This window comes from Chelativorans multitrophicus (assembly GCF_011317445.1).
Lineage (GTDB): Bacteria > Pseudomonadota > Alphaproteobacteria > Rhizobiales > Rhizobiaceae > Chelativorans > Chelativorans multitrophicus.
Genome location: NZ_JAAAPL010000001.1, coordinates 794,694 through 812,492, shown reverse-complemented (window position 1 = coordinate 812,492; position 17,799 = coordinate 794,694). Strand labels below are relative to the sequence as shown.

The window sequence follows — 17,799 nt, the reverse complement described above, 5'->3', positions numbered from 1 at the left end:
CAGCAAACTCAACCCCGTCTTGGTAGCGGCTGATACTCCCCAGCAATCAGCGCATAAAGGTGATGGTCCTGCCAAACGCCATTGATACGCAAATAGGACCGCAATAGCCCTTCGCGCTGGAATCCGGCTTTTTCAAGCAGGCGCATCGAACGCGTATTGCCGGGAATACAGGCCGCTTCCAGCCGGTGCAAGCTCAGCCGGTCGAATGCGAAGGGGATAACCTGCTGAAGGGCATCGTGCATGAGCCCCTTGCCCGCATATCGCTCGCCCATCCAGTAGCCGATGCTCGCCGACTGAGCTACGCCATGGCGGATATTGCTGAGCGAAATCCCGCCCACGAGCCGGCCCTCAGCCGTTTCGAAAATGAAGAAAGGAACGCCGGTACCCTGCTCATATTCGTGCTTGCCGCGCCGCAGCCGGTGGCGAAAGGAGGTGTGGGAAAGCTCGTCGGAAGCCCATCGGGGCTCCCAGGGTTCGAGGAAAGCGCGGCTTTCGGCGCGCAGGGCCGCCCATTCGGCATAGTCGCGCCCCATCGGCATGCGAAGCCGCACTCTCGGGCCCTCAAGCGCCGGCAGGCCTCGGCGAGAGAAGGGAAAGTGAAACATGCGGGCGCGGGCAGTTAGACGGCGAGCTTGCGCAGCACCGGACGCGAAGTTACCAGCGTATCGCGGATGGCCTCGAAGGGTGCGAGCGACCCCACCGGCCCGATCGCCGTGACGGTCGGCTTTGAGGAGAAAAGGCGGTTGGAAAGATCCGCCAGCCGCTCGACGGTGATACCCGCAAGGCGATCCATGAGTTCTTCCGTCTCGATGGGCCTGCCATAGAGCAGAAGCTGACGCGCGACCTGCGATGCGCGGCTGGCGGGGCTCTCGCGCGACATCATGAGGCCGGCGCGATACTGCGCCCGCGCGCGGTCGAGTTCCGCCTGATCGATTCTCTCGCCGGCCTTCTGCAGTTCTCCCAGGATCACAGGCATGAGTTCGCCCAGGTCGCTCTGCCCGGTCGCGGCGTGGACGCCGAAGACGCCGGTGTCCGAAAAGCCCCAATGGAAGGCATAGACCGAGTAGCAGAGCCCCCGCTTCTCGCGGACTTCCTGGAAGAGGCGCGAGGACATGCCGCCGCCGAGGATCATCGACAGCATCTGCGAGGCATAGAAGTCGCGCACATGATAGGCGCGGCCCTCGAATCCGAGGATGATCTGGGCGTCCATCAGATCGCGGTGCTCGCGGTAGTCCCCGCCCACATAGTTGGAATATTGCGGAACGGCCGTATCCGCCTTGTCGCGGAAGCTGCCCAGCCTAGCCTCCACCTCCCGCACGAATTCGTCATGGGTCACACCACCCGCCGCGACCACGACCATGCGGTCGGCGCCGTACTGGCGCTCCATGAAGCGGCGGAGCTGTTGGGACGTGAAGGACGCCACCGTGTCCGGCGTGCCGAGGATTGAGCGGCCGATCGCCTGGTGGCGGAAAGCGGTCTCGGTGAAACGGTCGAAAACCGCATCGTCCGGCGTGTCGTGGGCGGCGCCGATTTCCTGCAGGATCACGTGCTGCTCGCGTTCGAGCTCGTGCGGATCGAATTTGGAATCGGTGAGGATGTCGGCCAAGATGTCGATGGCAAGCGACATGTCGTCCCTCAGCACCCTGGCATAGAAAGCCGTGGTTTCCACGCTGGTGGCGGCGTTTATCTCCCCGCCCACATCCTCGATGTCAGTTGCGATTTGAAGGGCCGTGCGCTTCGTTGTGCCCTTGAAGGCCATGTGCTCGAGCAGATGGGCAATGCCGTGTTCGTCTTCCCGCTCGTTCCGCGATCCGGATTTCACCCACACGCCCAAAGCAACCGATTCAAGATGCGGAAGAGTTTCGGTTGCCACCGTCAAGCCGTTCGAAAGACGGCTCACTTCTACGCCCATATGTTACTCGCTTTCTATCCTTCCGCCCTTGCGTGGCGGCTGATGTGATCTTCCACCATTTTCAGGTCCGAGGGAAGGACCGTGTAAGTCTCCGTGCTCTCCATCAAGCCGCCCAGCCACTGGGGCAGGGCGGGCGAAATCCCGCAGGCCTCTGCGACGGCTTGCGGAAACTTCGCCGGATGCGCCGTCGAAAGCACGATCATGTTTTCGTGAGGCCGCGCGTGCTCGCGCGCGACCTTGAGCGCGGTCGCCGTATGCGGATCGGCGAGATATCCGCTCTCGCGAAGCGTGCCGGCGATTGTGGCGGCGGTTTCCTCCATGCTCACACGGCCGGCGGCAAACTCGTCCCTGATCCTGGCGAGCGTGTCATTTCCCAGGGTGAAGCTTCCGGACTGTTTCAGACCATCCATATAGGCACGGATTTCTTCCGCCTTCCTTCCGGATGCCTCGAAGAGCAGCCGTTCGAAGTTCGAGGAAATCTGAATGTCCATCGATGGCGAAGTTGTGGCGATAACGGGGCGTGTCGCATATTCCCCGCCGTCGAGCGTGCGCGCGAGAATGTCGTTCTCGTTTGTGGCGATGATCAGCCGGTCGATCGGAAGGCCCATGCGCTTGGCCGCATACCCGGCGAAAATGTCTCCGAAATTTCCGGTGGGCACCGTGAAGGAGACGGAGCGGTCGGGCGCGCCGAGCGAAATCGCCGAGGTGAAGTAGTAGACGATTTGGGCCAGGATGCGCGCCCAGTTGATAGAATTGACGCCGGAGAGCGACATTCGGTCGCGGAAGGCATGGTCGTTGAAGAGGCTCTTCACCATCCCCTGGCAATCGTCGAACGTCCCTTCGATCGCAAGCGCCTGCACATTCGCCGCGCCGGAGGTGGTCATCTGCCGCTGCTGCACCGGCGACACGCGCCCGTGCGGGAAGAGGATGAAGACATCCGCCCGTTTCGATCCGGCAAATGCATGGATGGCCGCACCGCCGGTGTCCCCGGAGGTCGCGCCGACGATGGTCACGCGCTGCCCCCGCTCGGCGAGCACGTGGTCCATAATGCGGGCGAGGAACTGCATCGCCACATCCTTGAAGGCAAGGGTAGGGCCGTGAAAGAGCTCCAGGACGAACTCGCCGGGCGCGGTCTGGACGATTGGGCAGACCGCCTTGTGGCGGAAGGTGGCGTAACTCTCGTCGATGATGCGCTTCAGTTCCTGATCTGGAACTTCCCCGCCGATGAACGGCCGGATCAGGGTGAGGGCGGCTTCTTCATAGGGGCGGCCCCGCAGGGCGCGGATTTCCTCCGGCGAGAAGCGCGGCCATTCGCGGGGAACATAAAGACCGCCGTCGCGCGCAAGCCCCGCGAGAAGCACGTCCGAAAAGCCCAGCACCGGCGCCTCGCCGCGGGTACTCACATATTCCATTGCCATTCATTTACTCCGCGCGAGAGCCGCCCATGAGAAGTTATTAACAGGCAGTCGAAATTTCACCGAGCGGTTGGTATAGAACAGCTACCTTGTCTTGGAAAAGTTCGGGGGCGTTCATTTGTTGAAGAAAGTTTTTGCTGCGGGGATGGTCCTGGCCGGTTCGGCTTTGCTTGCCGGCTGCCAGTCTGGCGGGTCCGGCGCGGGTGGGACTGGCGCAGGCGCTCAACCCCAAGGGGCTGATACCGCGGTGCGCGAAAGTGAGTTGCGGGCCTATTGCCCCGCGGTCACGGTTCGCGATGGCACGGCATTCAGCACCACCTATGAGCGCGGCGGCGAGGATGACCCGAACCGGGTCATCTATCTGTCTTCGATCTCCGAGACGACCCGGTCCTGCAACTATGGGACGGGCTCTGTCACCGTCGCCATCGCGGGCAGGGTCGTGCCTGGGCCAAAGGGGCGTGCGGGCAATGTTGCCCTGCCGCTTCGCGTCGTCATGTTGAGGGGGGATCAGGTTCTCTTCTCCCAGCTTTACCGCCATCCGGTGTCGGTTAGCGACATTTCCGGCGCGACTCAATTCGTGCTGACCGTGCCCGATGTCCCGGTGCCCGGCGGCATCGACCGCGGCGTCACCCTGCAGGTCGGCTTCGACGAGGGCAACGGGCGGTAGCCGGCTGTGAAGAGCAGAGGTCTCCCTCTCAATAATGGCGACTGGCGGCAAGGGCTGACTGCCGCGTTATCTCCCCCTTGATGGGGGAGAAAGCGATTACAACGCGTTAGCCGGAGCAACGCGAAGGCTAGGTGTTAGAAAAGTGAGGGCAATGACGGCAGGTCCTCACCCCTCCTCCGACCACTCCGAAAGCGCGGCAATGGTGGACTTGAGGTCGGCCATGCGGCTGATCGTGGTTTCGGCGCCCGCCTCCATCAGCATGGAAGCGTGCCGGGGGTGGCTGTGGGAAGCGCCGGTGAAGCCGATGACGCGCATTCCGGCGGTCCTCGCCCCCATGATCCCGTGGACGGAATCCTCGATCACGATCGTCCCCGCGGGCTCCGCGCCCATCTGCTCCGCCGCATAGAGAAACACGTCCGGCGCCGGCTTCGGCCGCTTGGTGGGCGTGGCGAGCGAGGAGAAGATGACACCTTCGAAAAAGCGCGCGAGATTCGTGCGCTGGAGCATGATGGCGATTCGCTCCTCGCTCGAATTGGAGCAGACGCATTTTTTAACTGAAAGCGAGGCGGCCGCCTCCGCTACGCCCGGTATCGCCTTCACCTCCGCGCGCAGCCTCTCGTCGACCTTGGCCTCCGCTTGCTTGATCATGGAGGCCTGTAGGAGCATCTGCGCCTCCTTCTCGATATGGATCATGATGTCCTTGAAGGTAAGGCCCGAATAGCGCTCCGCAATCTCGTCCGCAGTGATGTCGTAGCCCGCCTCGCGCAGCATCTCCGCCTCGACGCGAGCGGCGACGATTTCGGAATCGACGAGCACGCCGTCGCAATCGAAAATGACGAGATCAGGTTTTGGCATTGGCTCTACATCAACGAAAGTGGAGGGGACGCGAGGCCATAACCCCGAAGCGCATACGGATCAACCGGCTCGGTGAGGGGTGAAGCCCTATCTCGGCGGTTTCTACTCTCATAAGAGCGAATTGGTTCCCCGTCTTACGGAAATATTTACCCTCCTCGGTAACCATAACGGCCGGTAAAAAGTTGCGTCGAGGTTTTGCGTATGTCCGCTGTGCGTCCGCTTGAGGAGCTTTCCCCGCTTCCCGCCAAGGCCGATTGGCTGGACGATATCCTGAAAGGCGACTGTGTCGCCGCTCTTGAGCGGCTTCCCGAAAAGTCGGTGGACGTGATCTTCGCCGATCCGCCCTACAACCTCCAGCTCGAAGGGGCGCTCCATCGTCCCGACCAGTCCCTGGTCGATGCGGTCGACGACGAGTGGGACCAGTTCGAAAGCTTCGCCGCCTATGACGCTTTCACGCGAGCATGGCTTCTGGCGGCCCGCCGCGTGCTTAAGCCGAACGGAACCGTCTGGGTCATCGGCTCCTACCACAACATCTTCCGGGTTGGCGCGATCATGCAGGATCTGGGCTTCTGGATCCTGAACGACATCGTCTGGCGCAAGACCAATCCGATGCCGAATTTCCGCGGCCGCCGCTTCCAGAACGCCCATGAGACGATGATCTGGGCCTCGCGCGACCGCAACGCGAAGGGCTACACCTTCAATTACGAGGCCATGAAAGCCGCCAATGACGACCTGCAGATGCGGTCGGACTGGCTGTTTCCGATCTGCACCGGCAAGGAGCGGCTCAAAGACGCTGACGGTAACAAGGTCCATCCGACGCAGAAGCCGGAAGCGCTGCTTGCGCGCGTGCTCCTGTCTTCAACGAAGCCAGGCGATGTGGTCCTCGACCCATTCTTCGGCTCAGGCACCACCGGGGCGGTTGCCAAGCGCCTTGGCCGCCACTTTGTCGGCATCGAGCGGGACCCGGATTATATCGCAGCGGCCCGAGAGCGCATTGCGGCGGTGGAGCCTTTGGATCAAGCCGCGCTCGCGCCGATGGCGGCAAAACGTGAGGAGCCGCGCATCGCCTTTGCGAGCCTGCTGGACTCTGGCCTCGTGAAGCCCGGTATGCAGCTTTACGACAGCAAAAGGCGCTGGGCGGCGCATGTGCGGGCCGACGGCACGCTCGCAGTTGGCCCGGAGACGGGCTCGATCCACCGGCTCGGCGCCCGCGTCCAGGGCCTGGACGCCTGCAACGGCTGGACCTTTTGGCATTATGAGGAAAAAGGGGCGCTCAAGCCCATCGACGAATTGCGGCAGGTGGCGCGCCGCGGCCTGTAGGGCTGGGGGTGTAACCGGCCCCCCCTCTTGCGTTTTCCAAGCACTTGCTCCGGGACGAGCCCGCTCGCAATTGCAGGAAAACGCTTTCTCCCCCACCAAGGGGGAGATATCCTTGGCGCTGGCCTTGCCGCCAATTCGTGAACGTTCGCGATTTGCAAGAAGCGAAAGTGCAGAGTGCCTATCTCCCCCCTTGGTGGGGGAGAAAGCGATTTCAACATCTTAGCCGAAGCAGCGCGCAGGCTAAGTGTTAGAAATCGCAAGAGAGGGGGAGCCTCGATACGCCGCCACTCTCAAACCTCCACGGCAAACCGCCTCAAATCCTTCTTTAGCTTTTCCGCGCTTTCGAACTGCACGGCCTGCCACCCGGCTGCCTCGGCCCCGGCCACATTGGCGGCGTTGTCGTCGATAAAGAGCGTCGCCGCAGGCTCCAGCCCGAAGCTTGCCGCGTGGTGCTCGTAGATTTCCAGATCCGGCTTGATCAGCCTGATATCGCCCGAGACGGTCACCCCGCGCGGCTTGTTGAGGAAGGGAAAGCGCTGCCGCGCTTCCATGAAGGTATCGCCAGCGAAATTGGTCAGCATCGTCACATCATGGCCGGCTTCGATAAGGTCTTCCAGGATCGCGACGGTATCCTCGTAAGAATGCGACACCATTTCATGCCAGCAACGCCGGAAGGCGCGGATGTTCTCCTCATGCACGGGATGAAGCGCAATCAGCATTGCTTCCGCGTCTTCCCACGTTCGGCCGCGGTCCTGCTCCAGGTTCCAGTCATGGGTGCAGACATTGTCGAAGAACCAGCGTCGCTCTTGCGCATCGGGAATGAGCCGCGAATAAGGGATCTCCGGGTCGTAATGGATCAGAACCTTGCCGATATCGAAGACGATGTGGCGGATTTCGCTCATCGGGCGTCTTGTCTCCTTGTCTTTGTCGCGCCGGGTATAGCGGCCTCGATCGCTTTTTTCATGACGGTCGGCAGCGCTTCCCCGCGCAATTCGCGCGGTGCCGACCACCAATGGCCCGAGGGCGCTTCAAAATCCGGGACTTCTGCCCGGAATACGGAAAGATTGAGGGCAAAATGGGTGAAGACATGCGTGATCGCGCCGCAGCTCGTCCAACTGCCGGGGAAGGGGGCCGCTGCCCTGGTGCTCTCTCCATCCTGCCGGGCGGTCCAGGCGCTGGTCGGCACCTCGGTCATGCCGCCGAGCAGGCCTTTTTCCGGCCGCTGCCGCAGGAGAACCGAACCGTCCGCGCGCACCGCGACGAATGCCGCGCCTTGCCGCAGCGGCTTGTCCGCCTTGGCGGCCTTGATCGGGAACCGCTCCTGCGCCTTGAGGGCGCGAGCCATACAGTGCTCGCCGACCGGGCAAAGGATGCAGGAGGGCCGGCGCGGCGTGCAGATCGTGGCGCCCAGATCCATCATCGCCTGCGCGAAATCGCCGGGCCGCGCTTGCGGCAGCAGCGCTTCCACCACGTTGCGGATCTCCGGCTTGGCGGCGGGAAGCGGCGTCTCGATTGCCTTGAGCCGGGTGACCACGCGCTCCACATTGCCGTCTACCACCGCGGCCGGGCGGTTGAAGGCGATCGCCGCGATGGCCGCCGCCGTATAGTCGCCGATGCCGGGCAAGTCCTTCAGGCCGGCTTCGGTGGCGGGAAACCGGCCGCCGTGCCGCTCCGCCACCGCCTCGGCGCATTTCTTCAGGTTGCGTGCCCGCGAATAATAGCCGAGGCCCGCCCAGGCCTTCATGACGTCGTCGGTTTCAGCGGCTGCCAGCGCCTCGACGGTCGGCCAGCGCGCAAGGAACTTTTCGAAATAGGGTTTCACCGCGCTCACGGTCGTCTGCTGCAGCATGATCTCCGACAGCCAGACGCTGTAGGGATCGGGCCGCTCCCCACCCCGGATCATTGCGGGCGGCATGCGCCAGGGAAGGCGGCGATGGTGCCGGTCATACCAGAGGAGAAGGTCTTCGGCGAATGAGGTCTCATCCGCTGCCGGCCTTCGTTCCGCCGTCATTCGCTGTGTCATATTCGGGCGCAATGCGTTAGGTTTGCGTTTCCACCGAGGTAAAGCACATGACAGGGAAGATGCGCCCAGGCAATCCCATACCGGTGAGCGATCTCGCCAGCGCCTTGCTCGACCCGGTGCTCCGCCGCCGGGCCGGCCTGTCTGTCGACCTCGTCCAGTCCTGGCCGGAAATCGTCGGCGAAAGGCTCGCCTCCCGCACCCGGCCGGAAAAGATCGCCTGGCCGCGCAGGCTTCATGAGGACGATCCCTTCGAGCCCGCCACCCTCGTCATCGCCTGCGAGGGGCCGGCAGCGCTTCACGTGCAGCACGAGACGGGCGAGATCATCTCCCGCGCCAATTCTTTCCTCGGCTTTGCGGCGATCGGCCGCGTAAAGATCGTGCAGAAGCCGGTTTCTCCAGCCACGCCTAGCAGGAAGAAGGCCCTGCGGCCGTTAGCCGAGGCCGAGCGCAGGAGGATCGAAAGCCTGACGAGCGGGATTGATGATCCCGGCCTGCGGGAAAGCCTGGAAAGGCTCGGCGCCAGCATCCTGGCCTCGGCGAAGAAGCCGCCGCTCGCAAAGTCGTGAGCGCACTCTCGAAAATTATGCTTTGGCGGTGAAATCGAAATATCTTATTTCAGATCGGATCCAGCCCCATCTATGACGGCAGGGAATGCAGGAGACCAGGTGATTCGCATGATTGAAACGACGACGCGCAGGCGCTTTCTGATGTCGGTGGCCGCCATTCCGGCAGTTTCCTTGCTTGCTGCATGCAGCAACAACGAAGGGGAGCAGGCTCAGGCGGACGAGATTACCACCTCAGCCACCGCGCCGGAGCCTGAAGGCAGTGTCGATATGGCTAAGCTGCTTGAGCCGGGTGCCCTGCCGGAACAGGCGCAAGGGCCGGCCGATGCGCCGGTGACCATCGTCGAATACGCGTCGATGACCTGTCCGCACTGCGCTCATTTCCATGAAGAGACCTACCCGGCTCTCAAGGAGAAATATGTCGATACGGGCAAGGTGCGTTTTATCCTGCGGGAATTTCCCTTCGATCCCCGCGCCGAGGCAGGCTTCATGCTCGCCCGCTGCTCCGAGAGCAATTATTTTCCCATGATCGATGTGCTGTTCAAGCAGCAGCAGAGCTGGGCCGCGGTGCAAGATGCCCGCACCGCGCTCCTCAACATCGCCAAACTTGCCGGTTTTACACAGGAGTCCTTCGAGGCTTGCTTGACGAACCAGAAACTTCTGGACGATGTGAGAGCAGTGCGCGCGCGTGGCGCGGAGTTTGGCGTGGATTCGACGCCCACCTTCTTCATTAACGGGAAGAAGTATCCGGGAGCATTGTCGATTGAGCAGATGTCGGCGATTATCGATCCTCTGCTTTGATGTAGCCGATAGCGGTGGTCCGCCCGCGCGCATGGGTGCGCGGGCATGAAGTTCACGAAGCTTCGCCTTCTCGGCTTTAAATCCTTCGTCGAGCCGGGCGAGTTCGTGATCGAGCCGGGCCTGACGGGCGTCGTCGGGCCGAATGGCTGCGGAAAGTCCAATCTCGTCGAGGCGCTGCGCTGGGTGATGGGCGAAAGCTCATACAAGAATATGCGCGCCTCCGGGATGGACGATGTGATTTTCTCCGGTTCCGCCACCCGGCCCGCCCGCAACACGGCGGAAGTCACCCTTTTCCTTGATAATGCCGACCGCACCGCGCCGCCCGCCTTCAACGATGCTGACGAGCTGCAGGTTTCCCGCCGCATCGAGCGCGAGGCGGGCTCCGTCTACCGCATCAATGGCAAGGAGGCGCGCGCCCGCGACGTGCAGCTCCTCTTTGCCGACCAGTCGACCGGCGCGCGCTCGCCCTCCATGGTCGGGCAGGGGCGCATCGGCGAATTGATCCAGGCAAAGCCCCAGGCCCGCCGCGCATTGCTCGAGGAGGCGGCTGGCATTTCCGGCCTGCACACGCGCCGCCATGAGGCGGAGCTGCGGCTGCGCGGGGCGGAACAGAACCTCGAACGGCTCGATGATGTGGTGCGCGAGCTCGAAACGCAGATCGAGAGTCTGAAGCGCCAGTCCCGCCAGGCCGCCCGCTTCAAGAACATCTCGGCCGATATCCGCAAGTCGGAAGCCATTCTCCTCCATCTCCGCTGGACCCAGGCGAAGGAGCAGGAAGCGGAGGCGAAGTCTGCCCTCTCCCAGGCTACTGCGATGGTGGCCGAGCGCGCGAGCGCGCAGATGGAAGCGGCGAAGGAACAGGCGATCTCGGCCCGGCGGCTGCCGGAGCTGCGCGAGGCGGAAGCCGCCGCCGCGGCCACTCTCCAGCGCCTCACCATCGCCCGCACGCAGATGGAGGAAGAGGCCCGCCGCATTCGGGGCCGCGTGGCGGAACTGACCAAGCGCGTCGAGCAGCTCGATGCGGACGCCGCCCGCGAGGAGCAGATGATCCGCGACAATGCGGATGTCCTTGAGCGGCTGGAAGTGGAGGCGGAGAGCCTGCGCGAGGCTGAGGCCGGCGGCGAAGAGCGGGAGGCCGCGATTGCCGAAGCTGTCGCGGAGGCCGCCGCGGAACTTGCCGCCCACGAAGAATCCTTGACGACTCTTACGGCTGCCAGGGCTGAGGCCGCGGCCATCCGGTCGCAGGCCGAGCGCGCCCTCCGCGAAGGCGCCGAGCGGCGCGACCGCCTCATGCGCCAGCTGGAAGCCGCGGACCGTCAGCTTTCCGAAATCGCGGTCGAGATCGGACGGCTTCCCGACCCGGTGGAAAGACGCCTGGAACTGGAGGAGACGACAGCCGCCCAGGAGGCGGCGGAAGAGGCCGTGGCGCTCGCCGAGCAGGCGGTTGCCGATGCGCGTATGGCGGAAGCTGCCGCCCGCCCGCCGCTTGCCGAGGCACGAGCAGAGCTGCAACGCATCGAGACGGAGGCGCGCACGCTCGCCAGCATCCTGAATGCCGGCGGCAACGATCTCTTTCCCGCCGTTCTGGAGCAGGTGCAGGTGGAGCGCGGCTTCGAGACGGCGCTGGGCGCCGCTCTTGGCGAGGATCTGGACGCGCCCCTCGATCCGGCAGCGCCAGCCCATTGGGGTGACGTGGAGCCCGCCGGCGACGATCCGGCTCTGCCCGCCGGCGTTCGCGCTCTCAGCGAAGTGGTGCGCGCCCCGCGCCAGCTTGCGCGCCGGCTTGCCCAGATCGGCATTGTCGATGCGGGCGACGGCGCGCGCCTTCAAAAGGAGCTCAAGCCTGGCCAGCGTCTGGTAAGCCGCGAGGGCGTGCTGTGGCGCTGGGATGGGTTCATGGCGAGTGCTGATGCGCCTACCGCCGCCGCGCAGAGATTGGCCCAGAAGAACCGGCTTGCCGAGCTTGACAGCCAGGCCGTCGAGGCCACGCGCAAGCTTCGCGCCGTCGAGGAGGCTCTTTCCCAGGCCGAGACCTCAGTGAAGAACGGCACCGAGGCGGAGCGCGAGGCGCGGGAACGCCTGCGCGAGATCCAGCGTGCCGTCGCCGCCGCCCGGGACGCGCTCGCCGTCGCGGAAAAAGCGTCCGGAGAGCTAGCGAGCCGCCGGACGGCGCTTGAGGATGCGCGCCACCGGCTCGCGGAAGAATATGAGGAGGCGGTAAACGCAGTGGCCGAGGCCGAGGCAGCTTTCGCCACGGCGCCGGATATGGCCGATCTGCAGGCCCGGCTCGAACAGACCACCGCCGAGGTCGCTTCGGCAAGGGCGAAAGCCGCGGAGGCTCGCGCCGCCCATGAGGGGGTCAAGCGCGAGGCTGACGCCCGGCAGCGCCGGCTGGCGGGAATCGCGGAGGAGCGCAGCCGCTGGGCCGCCCGCGCCGAAAACGCGGACCGGCAGATCACGGCTCTGGGCGAGCGGCGCGCGGAGGCAGCCGCCGAGCTTGAAGCGCTCATGGAGGCGCCGGACGAGATGGAGGTGCGCGGCCGCTCGCTGCTGACGCAGATTTCGGAAGCGGAAGCCCTGCGCAAGGCCGCCGCCGACCGTTTGCAGGAAGCGGAGAACCGGCAGGCGGATCTCGACAAAAAGGCGAATGAAGCGATTCAAGCCCTTGCTTCTGCTAGAGAAAACAGGGCGCGCGCGGAAGAGCGCGAAGCGGCTGCGGAGGAGCGCCGGAGAGAGGCGGAAGCGCGCATTCAGGAGGCGCTTGGCGTGCCCCCGCATCTCGTCATCCGCCAGGCCGAGCTCAAGCCGGACGATCCGCTTCCCGACGCTGCCGAAATAGAAAAGCGGCTGGAGCGGCTGAAGATCGAGCGCGAGAGGCTGGGCGCCGTGAACCTGCGCGCCGAGGAGGAGCAGAACGAGCTTTCGGAGCGGCTGAACACCATTGTCTCGGAACGCGAGGATGTGATCGAGGCCATCCGCAAGCTGCGCCAGGCCATCCAGAACCTGAACCGCGAGGGGCGCGAGCGCCTGCTTGCCGCCTTCGACGTGGTGAATACCCAGTTCCGGCGCCTGTTCACGCATCTCTTCGGTGGCGGCACGGCGGAGCTGCAACTGATCGAGTCCGACGATCCGCTGGAAGCCGGGCTCGAAATTCTCGCCCGCCCGCCGGGCAAGCGGCCGCAGACAATGACGCTTCTTTCCGGCGGCGAGCAGGCGCTGACCGCCATGGCCCTGATCTTTGCCGTCTTCCTCACCAATCCCGCGCCGATCTGCGTTCTCGACGAGGTGGACGCGCCGCTCGATGATCACAATGTGGAGCGTTTCTGCAACTTGATGGATGAGATGGCGGCCTCGACCGAAACCCGCTTCGTCATCATCACGCACAATCCCATCACCATGGCGCGCATGAATCGCCTCTTCGGCGTCACCATGGCGGAGCAGGGGGTGAGCCAGCTCGTCTCGGTCGACCTGCAGACCGCGGAGCGCCTGCGCGAGGCTAGTTAACCCAGTGTGCCATGGCCGTAGCTGCGCACATACGCGGCGCTGTGTCGGAGAGATCAGATGAAAGCGGGTGAAGTCCTGATCTTGAGCGGACCGCCCGGCTCAGGGAAAACAACGACCGCGCAGGCACTCGCAATCCAGGCCGGCTCGCCGAAGGTGCATCTTCATGCCGACGATTTCTGGCATTACATCAAAAATGGCGCGATCGCTCCCTATCTGCCCGAGGCCCACAAACAGAATGGCGTCGTAGTCGATGTTCTCGCGAGAGTAGCGGAGGGATATGCCAGGGGCGGTTACTTCGTCGTTCTGGACGGCATCATCGGACCTTGGTTCCTGGAGCCATTCAAGGGGCTGGATGTGCCTCTTCACTATGCCGTTCTTCGACCACCGCTCGAAACCGCCATTCGGCGATGCCGCGATCGTGGCGGTGAAACTCTGACGGATCCCGAAGCAATCACGGCGCTCCATCAGCAGTTCTCATCGCTCGGTGAACTGGAGCGGCACGTCCTTTCAACCGCGGGACTTGATCGCGAGCAAATGCTAGAAGAGGTTATAGCGGCCCTTCAGCGAGGGGCGTTCCGCCTGTCACCCTGATTGGACGACCGGCTTCTGCGCTCCAAGCGCTGACCGCGGCTATTTGGCTGAAGGCCGACGCATAGTTATTTGTTGCGGCAAACGTCTCCACGACGCGCACGCGGCTGATGGCGAAAGGAGCAGAACGTGGAAGAACCAAACAGCATGGTGCCGGCGCTCGCCGGTGAGCTTTCGCTGGCCTTGAAAGCATTCCACCGTGCGCTCATCCTCGCGGAAGCGGGAGACGACCCGACGCTGCAGAATCCCTACACGCTGCTCTTTGCCGTCATCGGCGACCCGCGTTTCGCATGGACCAGCGGCCTTTCCCAGCTCATAGTGCGGCTGGATGAGATGCTGGCGGATGGCGAAATCTCATCCGTCGAGGATCTTCTGCCGTTCCGCGGCGAGGTTGCCCGCCTTCTGGGCGAGGAGGAAGGTGAGGACAGCGAATTCCGCCTACGCTACCTGATCGCGCTTCAGAACGCGCCGGATGTGGCGCTCGCCACCGGCGGCCTGCGGAAAATTCTTTCCAAGCTGCCGGAAGCGGCGCCATAGCCCTATTTCTCGCTCCAGACGGCAAGCTCGTTGCCCGCAGGATCGACAAAATGGAAGCGCCGCCCGCCGGGGAACGAGAAGATCGGCTTTACGATCCGTCCTCCGGCTTCCTCCACCCGCTTGAGCGTCTCCTCCAGCGCGTCCGAATAGAGCACCGGCAGGGGCTTGTCCGTCCCTTCCATCGGGCTGCCGTAGAAACCGCCGTCGAGCCCTTCACTGAAAGAGGAATAGCTTGGACCGTAGTCAGTGAAGGTCCAGGAAAACGCATTGGCGTAAAAGGCTTTGACATTGTCGAGCCTGCCGCCTGTCGCGGGCATTTCCAGATAATCGAGCTTGCCGGTCTCGCGCATAATGGAATCCTCCAGTCGTTCACTTTATGTTCTCATATTGTCGCGCGCGCCAGCCCCGGTCAAGGCCGCACCGGGAACAAAAAAAATCGATTGAGTAGACACAGAGCTGCCGGCGATGCCTTGCCAGATTTGCCGGTGGCCGCTACCGCTCTTGTTGCGGTGCGGTATGCCGCGAAATTCACCAGGGGGTGTCATGACCAAATGGGTCTACAGCTTTGGCGACGGTAAGGCCGAGGGCAGGGCCTCGGACAGGAATCTTCTGGGCGGCAAGGGCGCCAATCTGGCCGAGATGTGCAGTCTGGGCCTGCCGGTTCCGCCGGGCTTTACCATCACGACCGAAGTCTGCACCCATTATTATGCCAATGGCCGCGCCTATCCTGCCGAATTGGAAGCGCAGGTTAACGCGGCATTGGACGAGGTGGGCCGCATCGCCGGCCGCCGGTTCGGAGATCCCGACCGGCTGCTCCTGGTTTCCGTGCGTTCCGGCGCGCGCGCGTCCATGCCGGGCATGATGGATACCGTGCTCAATCTCGGCCTCAATGACGAGACGGTGGGGGCGCTGGCGGCTGAATCCAGTGACGAGCGCTTCGCCTATGACAGCTACCGCCGCTTCATCCAGATGTATGGCAATGTGGTGCTGGACGTGGAGCATGAGGTTTTCGAGGAAATCCTTGCCGACGAGAAAGCGCGGCGCGGCTATGACGTGGATACGGATTTTACCGCCGCGGATTGGAAGGAGGTTGTGGATCTCTACAAGGAGAAGGTTGAGAGCGAGCTTGGAAGGCCCTTTCCGCAGGACCCGCACGAGCAGCTCTGGGGTGCGATCAGCGCCGTCTTCTCGAGCTGGATGAATCCGCGCGCCATCACCTATCGCCGGCTGCACGATATTCCGGAAAGCTGGGGCACGGCGGTGAACGTCCAAGCCATGGTTTTCGGCAATATGGGCCAGACTTCCGCCACGGGCGTGGCCTTTACGCGCAATCCTTCGACGGGCGAGAAGGCGCTTTACGGCGAATTTCTTGTGAATGCCCAGGGCGAGGACGTGGTGGCCGGAATCCGCACCCCGCAATGCCTGACCGAGGCGGCGCGCCGCGAGGCGGGCTCCGATAAGCCCTCGCTCGAAAAGGTCATGCCGCAGGCATTCGCGGCTTTCGTCGATATCGCGGAAAAGCTGGAGCAGCATTACCGCGACATGCAGGACCTGGAATTCACCATCGAGCGCGGCAAGCTCTGGATGCTGCAAACCCGTTCCGGCAAGCGCACCACCAAGGCAGCGCTCAAGATCGCCGTGGACATGGCCAATGAGGGCCTGATTTCCAAGGCCGAGGCCATCTGCCGCATCGACCCGGCCTCGCTCGACCAGCTTCTTCACCCCACCATCGATCCGAGCGCCAAACGCGACGCCATCGCGGTGGGTCTGCCCGCCTCTCCCGGCGCGGCCACGGGCGAGATCGTCTTTTCCCCCGACGAGGCGGAGGAGATGGCGGGGCGGGGAAAGAAGGTGATCCTCGTCCGCGTGGAAACCAGCCCCGACGACATTCACGGCATGCACGCCGCTCAAGGGATTCTCACGACCCGCGGCGGCATGACGAGCCATGCCGCGGTGGTCGCGCGCGGCATGGGAAAGCCCTGCGTGTCCGGCGCGGGCACGCTCAGGGTCGATACGCGTGCCGGGACGATGGTCTCCATGGGCCGCAGCTTTCAGCGTGGCGACGTCATCACCATTGACGGGTCCACCGGCCAGGTGCTCGTAGGGGCGGTGCCCATGCAGCAGCCCGAGCTCTCGGGCGATTTCTCCACCCTGATGGGCTGGGCGGACGAATTGCGCCGCATGAAGGTGCGCTCCAATGCCGAGACACCCGCCGATGCGCGCACCGCGCGCTCCTTCGGTGCCGAGGGTATCGGCCTTTGCCGGACCGAGCACATGTTCTTCGACGGCGACCGCATTCTTGCCATGCGCGAGATGATCTTGTCGGACACGGAGGAGCAGAGGCGCGCGGCGCTTGCCAAGCTCTTGCCGATGCAGCGGGCGGATTTCACGGAACTGTTTGAAATCATGGCGGGCCTGCCCGTTACGATCAGGCTGCTCGATCCGCCTCTGCATGAGTTCCTTCCGCATGGTGAGGCGGAAATCGGCGAAGTCGCGGCGGCGATGGGCGTCGACCGGGAAAAGCTTCGCCAGAAGGCCGAAAGCCTGCACGAGTTCAATCCGATGCTCGGCCACCGGGGCTGCCGTCTTGCGATCTCCTATCCAGAGATTGCGGAAATGCAGGCCCGGGCCATCTTCGAGGCAGCGGTTGATGCGGCTGAGAAGAGCGGCTCGCCGGTGGTGCCGGAGATCATGGTGCCTCTCGTCGGCATCTCCTCCGAGCTCTCATTCGTGAAGGCGATCATCGATGATGTGGCCAAAAAGGTTCAGGCCGAGCGGGGCGCGGCGATCGAATATCTCGTCGGCACGATGATCGAGCTGCCGCGCGCCGCGCTAAACGCGGGCGAGATCGCGCGTGAGGCGGAGTTCTTCTCCTTCGGCACGAATGATCTGACGCAGACCACCTTCGGCATCTCGCGCGACGATGCTGCTGGCTTTCTGGAGGTCTATCGCAAGAAGGGCTTGATCGAGCACGATCCCTTCGTAACGCTCGATGTGGACGGTGTCGGCGCACTGGTGAGAATCGCTGCGGAGAAGGGTGGGGCGGCCCGCAAGGGCATCAAGCTCGGAATCTGCGGCGAACATGGCGGCGATCCAGCCTCGATCGCCTTTTGCGAAGAAGTCGGCCTGGACTACGTGTCCTGCTCGCCCTTCCGCGTGCCGATCGCGCGCCTGGCGGCGGCTCAGGCCGCCTGCCGCAAGGGGTAGGAACGGGAAGTCAGGAAAGCCTGCCGAGGCTTTTCACCAGATTAGCATAGGCGGTGGCGACACGGGCGATGGAGGTATCGCTTGTTTCGGCGTCTTCGACGCGGAGCGGACCTCCTTCCGTGCTCTGCGCAACCAGCGCAAGCTTGCGCTCCTCGTCGGAATCGAGCGCTACCGCCGCGAGCCAATCATAGCCTGCCACACCGTCCATGCGCATGCGGAAGAGAAGCTTCCCGCCCACCTGCTCGAGCGCATGGCGGACTGCGCCCTCGAAGCCGAGTTCCAGAAGATTCTGATGTCGAAGCGCCAGTTCCAGCTCAACGAGTTCCAGAGAGGGAGGGGAGAGCTTTTCTTCTTCTACAATATCCGCTGCCATAACCTACCATCGCTGCGACCGCGCCCAAAGGCCA

At 63.7% G+C, this 17,799-nt stretch carries 16 protein-coding genes; 8 read left to right on the top strand and 8 right to left on the bottom strand.

The features are described from left to right. Window positions 1–8: 8 nt before the first annotated feature. Genes GNP00_RS04020 through thrC form a run of 3 tightly spaced genes read right to left on the bottom strand, consistent with a single transcriptional unit; the run spans window position 9 to window position 3,324 of the window. Entirely contained in the window at window positions 9–605 is a 597-nt protein-coding gene (locus tag GNP00_RS04020; RefSeq protein ID WP_011580101.1) for a GNAT family N-acetyltransferase, read from the bottom strand. 14 nt (window positions 606–619) lie between these two features. Continuing rightward, window positions 620–1,912 (bottom strand): M16 family metallopeptidase, encoded by a 1,293-nt coding sequence (locus GNP00_RS04015; protein ID WP_011580102.1) that lies wholly within the window; start codon window positions 1,910–1,912, stop codon window positions 620–622. Window positions 1,913–1,926: 14 nt separating this feature from the next. Next, window positions 1,927–3,324, bottom strand: coding sequence for a threonine synthase (gene thrC / locus GNP00_RS04010; protein ID WP_011580103.1), 1,398 nt, complete (start codon window positions 3,322–3,324; stop codon window positions 1,927–1,929). A 124-nt stretch (window positions 3,325–3,448) separates the two neighbouring features. On the opposite strand from thrC, the gene GNP00_RS04005 reads away from it, so the two are divergent. Then, complete coding sequence (locus GNP00_RS04005) at window positions 3,449–3,994, top strand: hypothetical protein (protein ID WP_246259208.1); 546 nt, start codon at window positions 3,449–3,451, stop codon at window positions 3,992–3,994. Between the two features lie 165 nt (window positions 3,995–4,159). Here GNP00_RS04005 and GNP00_RS04000 read toward each other — a convergent pair whose 3' ends face one another. After that, a complete protein-coding gene (locus GNP00_RS04000; protein WP_011580105.1) occupies window positions 4,160–4,849 on the bottom strand; it encodes an HAD family hydrolase in 690 nt (229 codons plus the stop codon). Between the two features lie 201 nt (window positions 4,850–5,050). On the opposite strand from GNP00_RS04000, the gene GNP00_RS03995 reads away from it, so the two are divergent. Beyond that, window positions 5,051–6,169, top strand: coding sequence for a site-specific DNA-methyltransferase (locus GNP00_RS03995; protein WP_011580106.1), 1,119 nt, complete (start codon window positions 5,051–5,053; stop codon window positions 6,167–6,169). 290 nt (window positions 6,170–6,459) lie between these two features. Here the strand turns inward: GNP00_RS03995 and GNP00_RS03990 are convergent, their stop codons facing one another. Beyond that, window positions 6,460–7,071 (bottom strand): HAD-IA family hydrolase, encoded by a 612-nt coding sequence (locus GNP00_RS03990; protein WP_011580107.1) that lies wholly within the window; start codon window positions 7,069–7,071, stop codon window positions 6,460–6,462. Continuing rightward, complete coding sequence (gene mutY, locus GNP00_RS03985) at window positions 7,068–8,180, bottom strand: A/G-specific adenine glycosylase (RefSeq protein WP_041545114.1); 1,113 nt, start codon at window positions 8,178–8,180, stop codon at window positions 7,068–7,070. Before mutY ends, GNP00_RS03990 begins: the two co-directional genes overlap by 4 nt. Window positions 8,181–8,239: 59 nt before the next feature. On the opposite strand from mutY, the gene GNP00_RS03980 reads away from it, so the two are divergent. From GNP00_RS03980 to GNP00_RS03960, 5 genes are all read left to right on the top strand, one after another. After that, window positions 8,240–8,758, top strand: a complete 519-nt coding sequence (locus tag GNP00_RS03980; protein WP_011580109.1) for a DUF721 domain-containing protein — start codon at window positions 8,240–8,242, stop codon at window positions 8,756–8,758. 108 nt (window positions 8,759–8,866) lie between these two features. Continuing rightward, window positions 8,867–9,556, top strand: a complete 690-nt coding sequence (locus tag GNP00_RS03975; protein WP_011580110.1) for a DsbA family protein — start codon at window positions 8,867–8,869, stop codon at window positions 9,554–9,556. Between the two features lie 45 nt (window positions 9,557–9,601). Continuing rightward, window positions 9,602–13,060 (top strand): chromosome segregation protein SMC, encoded by a 3,459-nt coding sequence (smc, locus tag GNP00_RS03970; RefSeq protein WP_011580111.1) that lies wholly within the window; start codon window positions 9,602–9,604, stop codon window positions 13,058–13,060. A gap of 57 nt (window positions 13,061–13,117) precedes the next feature. Then, window positions 13,118–13,651, top strand: coding sequence for an ATP-binding protein (locus tag GNP00_RS03965; protein ID WP_011580112.1), 534 nt, complete (start codon window positions 13,118–13,120; stop codon window positions 13,649–13,651). A 126-nt stretch (window positions 13,652–13,777) separates the two neighbouring features. After that, window positions 13,778–14,185, top strand: a complete 408-nt coding sequence (locus GNP00_RS03960) for a hypothetical protein (protein ID WP_011580113.1) — start codon at window positions 13,778–13,780, stop codon at window positions 14,183–14,185. Window positions 14,186–14,187: 2 nt separating this feature from the next. Here GNP00_RS03960 and GNP00_RS03955 read toward each other — a convergent pair whose 3' ends face one another. Further along, on the bottom strand, window positions 14,188–14,535 hold the full coding sequence (locus tag GNP00_RS03955; RefSeq protein ID WP_011580114.1) for a VOC family protein: 348 nt from the start codon (window positions 14,533–14,535) through the stop codon (window positions 14,188–14,190). A 193-nt stretch (window positions 14,536–14,728) separates the two neighbouring features. Here GNP00_RS03955 and ppdK point away from each other — a divergent pair, with 193 nt between their 5' ends. Then, the gene (gene ppdK / locus GNP00_RS03950; RefSeq protein WP_011580115.1) at window positions 14,729–17,392 is read left to right on the top strand and encodes a pyruvate, phosphate dikinase; all 2,664 of its coding nucleotides are present in this window, start codon (window positions 14,729–14,731) and stop codon (window positions 17,390–17,392) included. 10 nt (window positions 17,393–17,402) lie between these two features. Here the strand turns inward: ppdK and GNP00_RS03945 are convergent, their stop codons facing one another. After that, a complete protein-coding gene (locus GNP00_RS03945) occupies window positions 17,403–17,765 on the bottom strand; it encodes a hypothetical protein (protein WP_011580116.1) in 363 nt (120 codons plus the stop codon). Window positions 17,766–17,799: the final 34 nt, after the last annotated feature.

Bases quoted from the DNA above. Each gene is read 5' to 3' on its own strand.
- GNP00_RS04020 (WP_011580101.1), bottom strand. From the start codon at position 605: ATGTTTCACTTTCCCTTCTCTCGCCGAGGCCTGCCGGCGCTTGAGGGC.
- GNP00_RS04015 (WP_011580102.1), bottom strand. From the start codon at position 1,912: ATGGGCGTAGAAGTGAGCCGTCTTTCGAACGGCTTGACGGTGGCAACC.
- thrC (WP_011580103.1), bottom strand. From the start codon at position 3,324: ATGGAATATGTGAGTACCCGCGGCGAGGCGCCGGTGCTGGGCTTTTCG.
- GNP00_RS04000 (WP_011580105.1), bottom strand. From the start codon at position 4,849: ATGCCAAAACCTGATCTCGTCATTTTCGATTGCGACGGCGTGCTCGTC.
- GNP00_RS03995 (WP_011580106.1), top strand. From the start codon at position 5,051: ATGTCCGCTGTGCGTCCGCTTGAGGAGCTTTCCCCGCTTCCCGCCAAG.
- GNP00_RS03990 (WP_011580107.1), bottom strand. From the start codon at position 7,071: ATGAGCGAAATCCGCCACATCGTCTTCGATATCGGCAAGGTTCTGATC.
- mutY (WP_041545114.1), bottom strand. From the start codon at position 8,180: ATGACGGCGGAACGAAGGCCGGCAGCGGATGAGACCTCATTCGCCGAA.
- GNP00_RS03980 (WP_011580109.1), top strand. From the start codon at position 8,240: ATGACAGGGAAGATGCGCCCAGGCAATCCCATACCGGTGAGCGATCTC.
- GNP00_RS03975 (WP_011580110.1), top strand. From the start codon at position 8,867: ATGATTGAAACGACGACGCGCAGGCGCTTTCTGATGTCGGTGGCCGCC.
- smc (WP_011580111.1), top strand. From the start codon at position 9,602: ATGAAGTTCACGAAGCTTCGCCTTCTCGGCTTTAAATCCTTCGTCGAG.
- GNP00_RS03965 (WP_011580112.1), top strand. From the start codon at position 13,118: ATGAAAGCGGGTGAAGTCCTGATCTTGAGCGGACCGCCCGGCTCAGGG.
- GNP00_RS03955 (WP_011580114.1), bottom strand. From the start codon at position 14,535: ATGCGCGAGACCGGCAAGCTCGATTATCTGGAAATGCCCGCGACAGGC.
- ppdK (WP_011580115.1), top strand. From the start codon at position 14,729: ATGACCAAATGGGTCTACAGCTTTGGCGACGGTAAGGCCGAGGGCAGG.
- GNP00_RS03945 (WP_011580116.1), bottom strand. From the start codon at position 17,765: ATGGCAGCGGATATTGTAGAAGAAGAAAAGCTCTCCCCTCCCTCTCTG.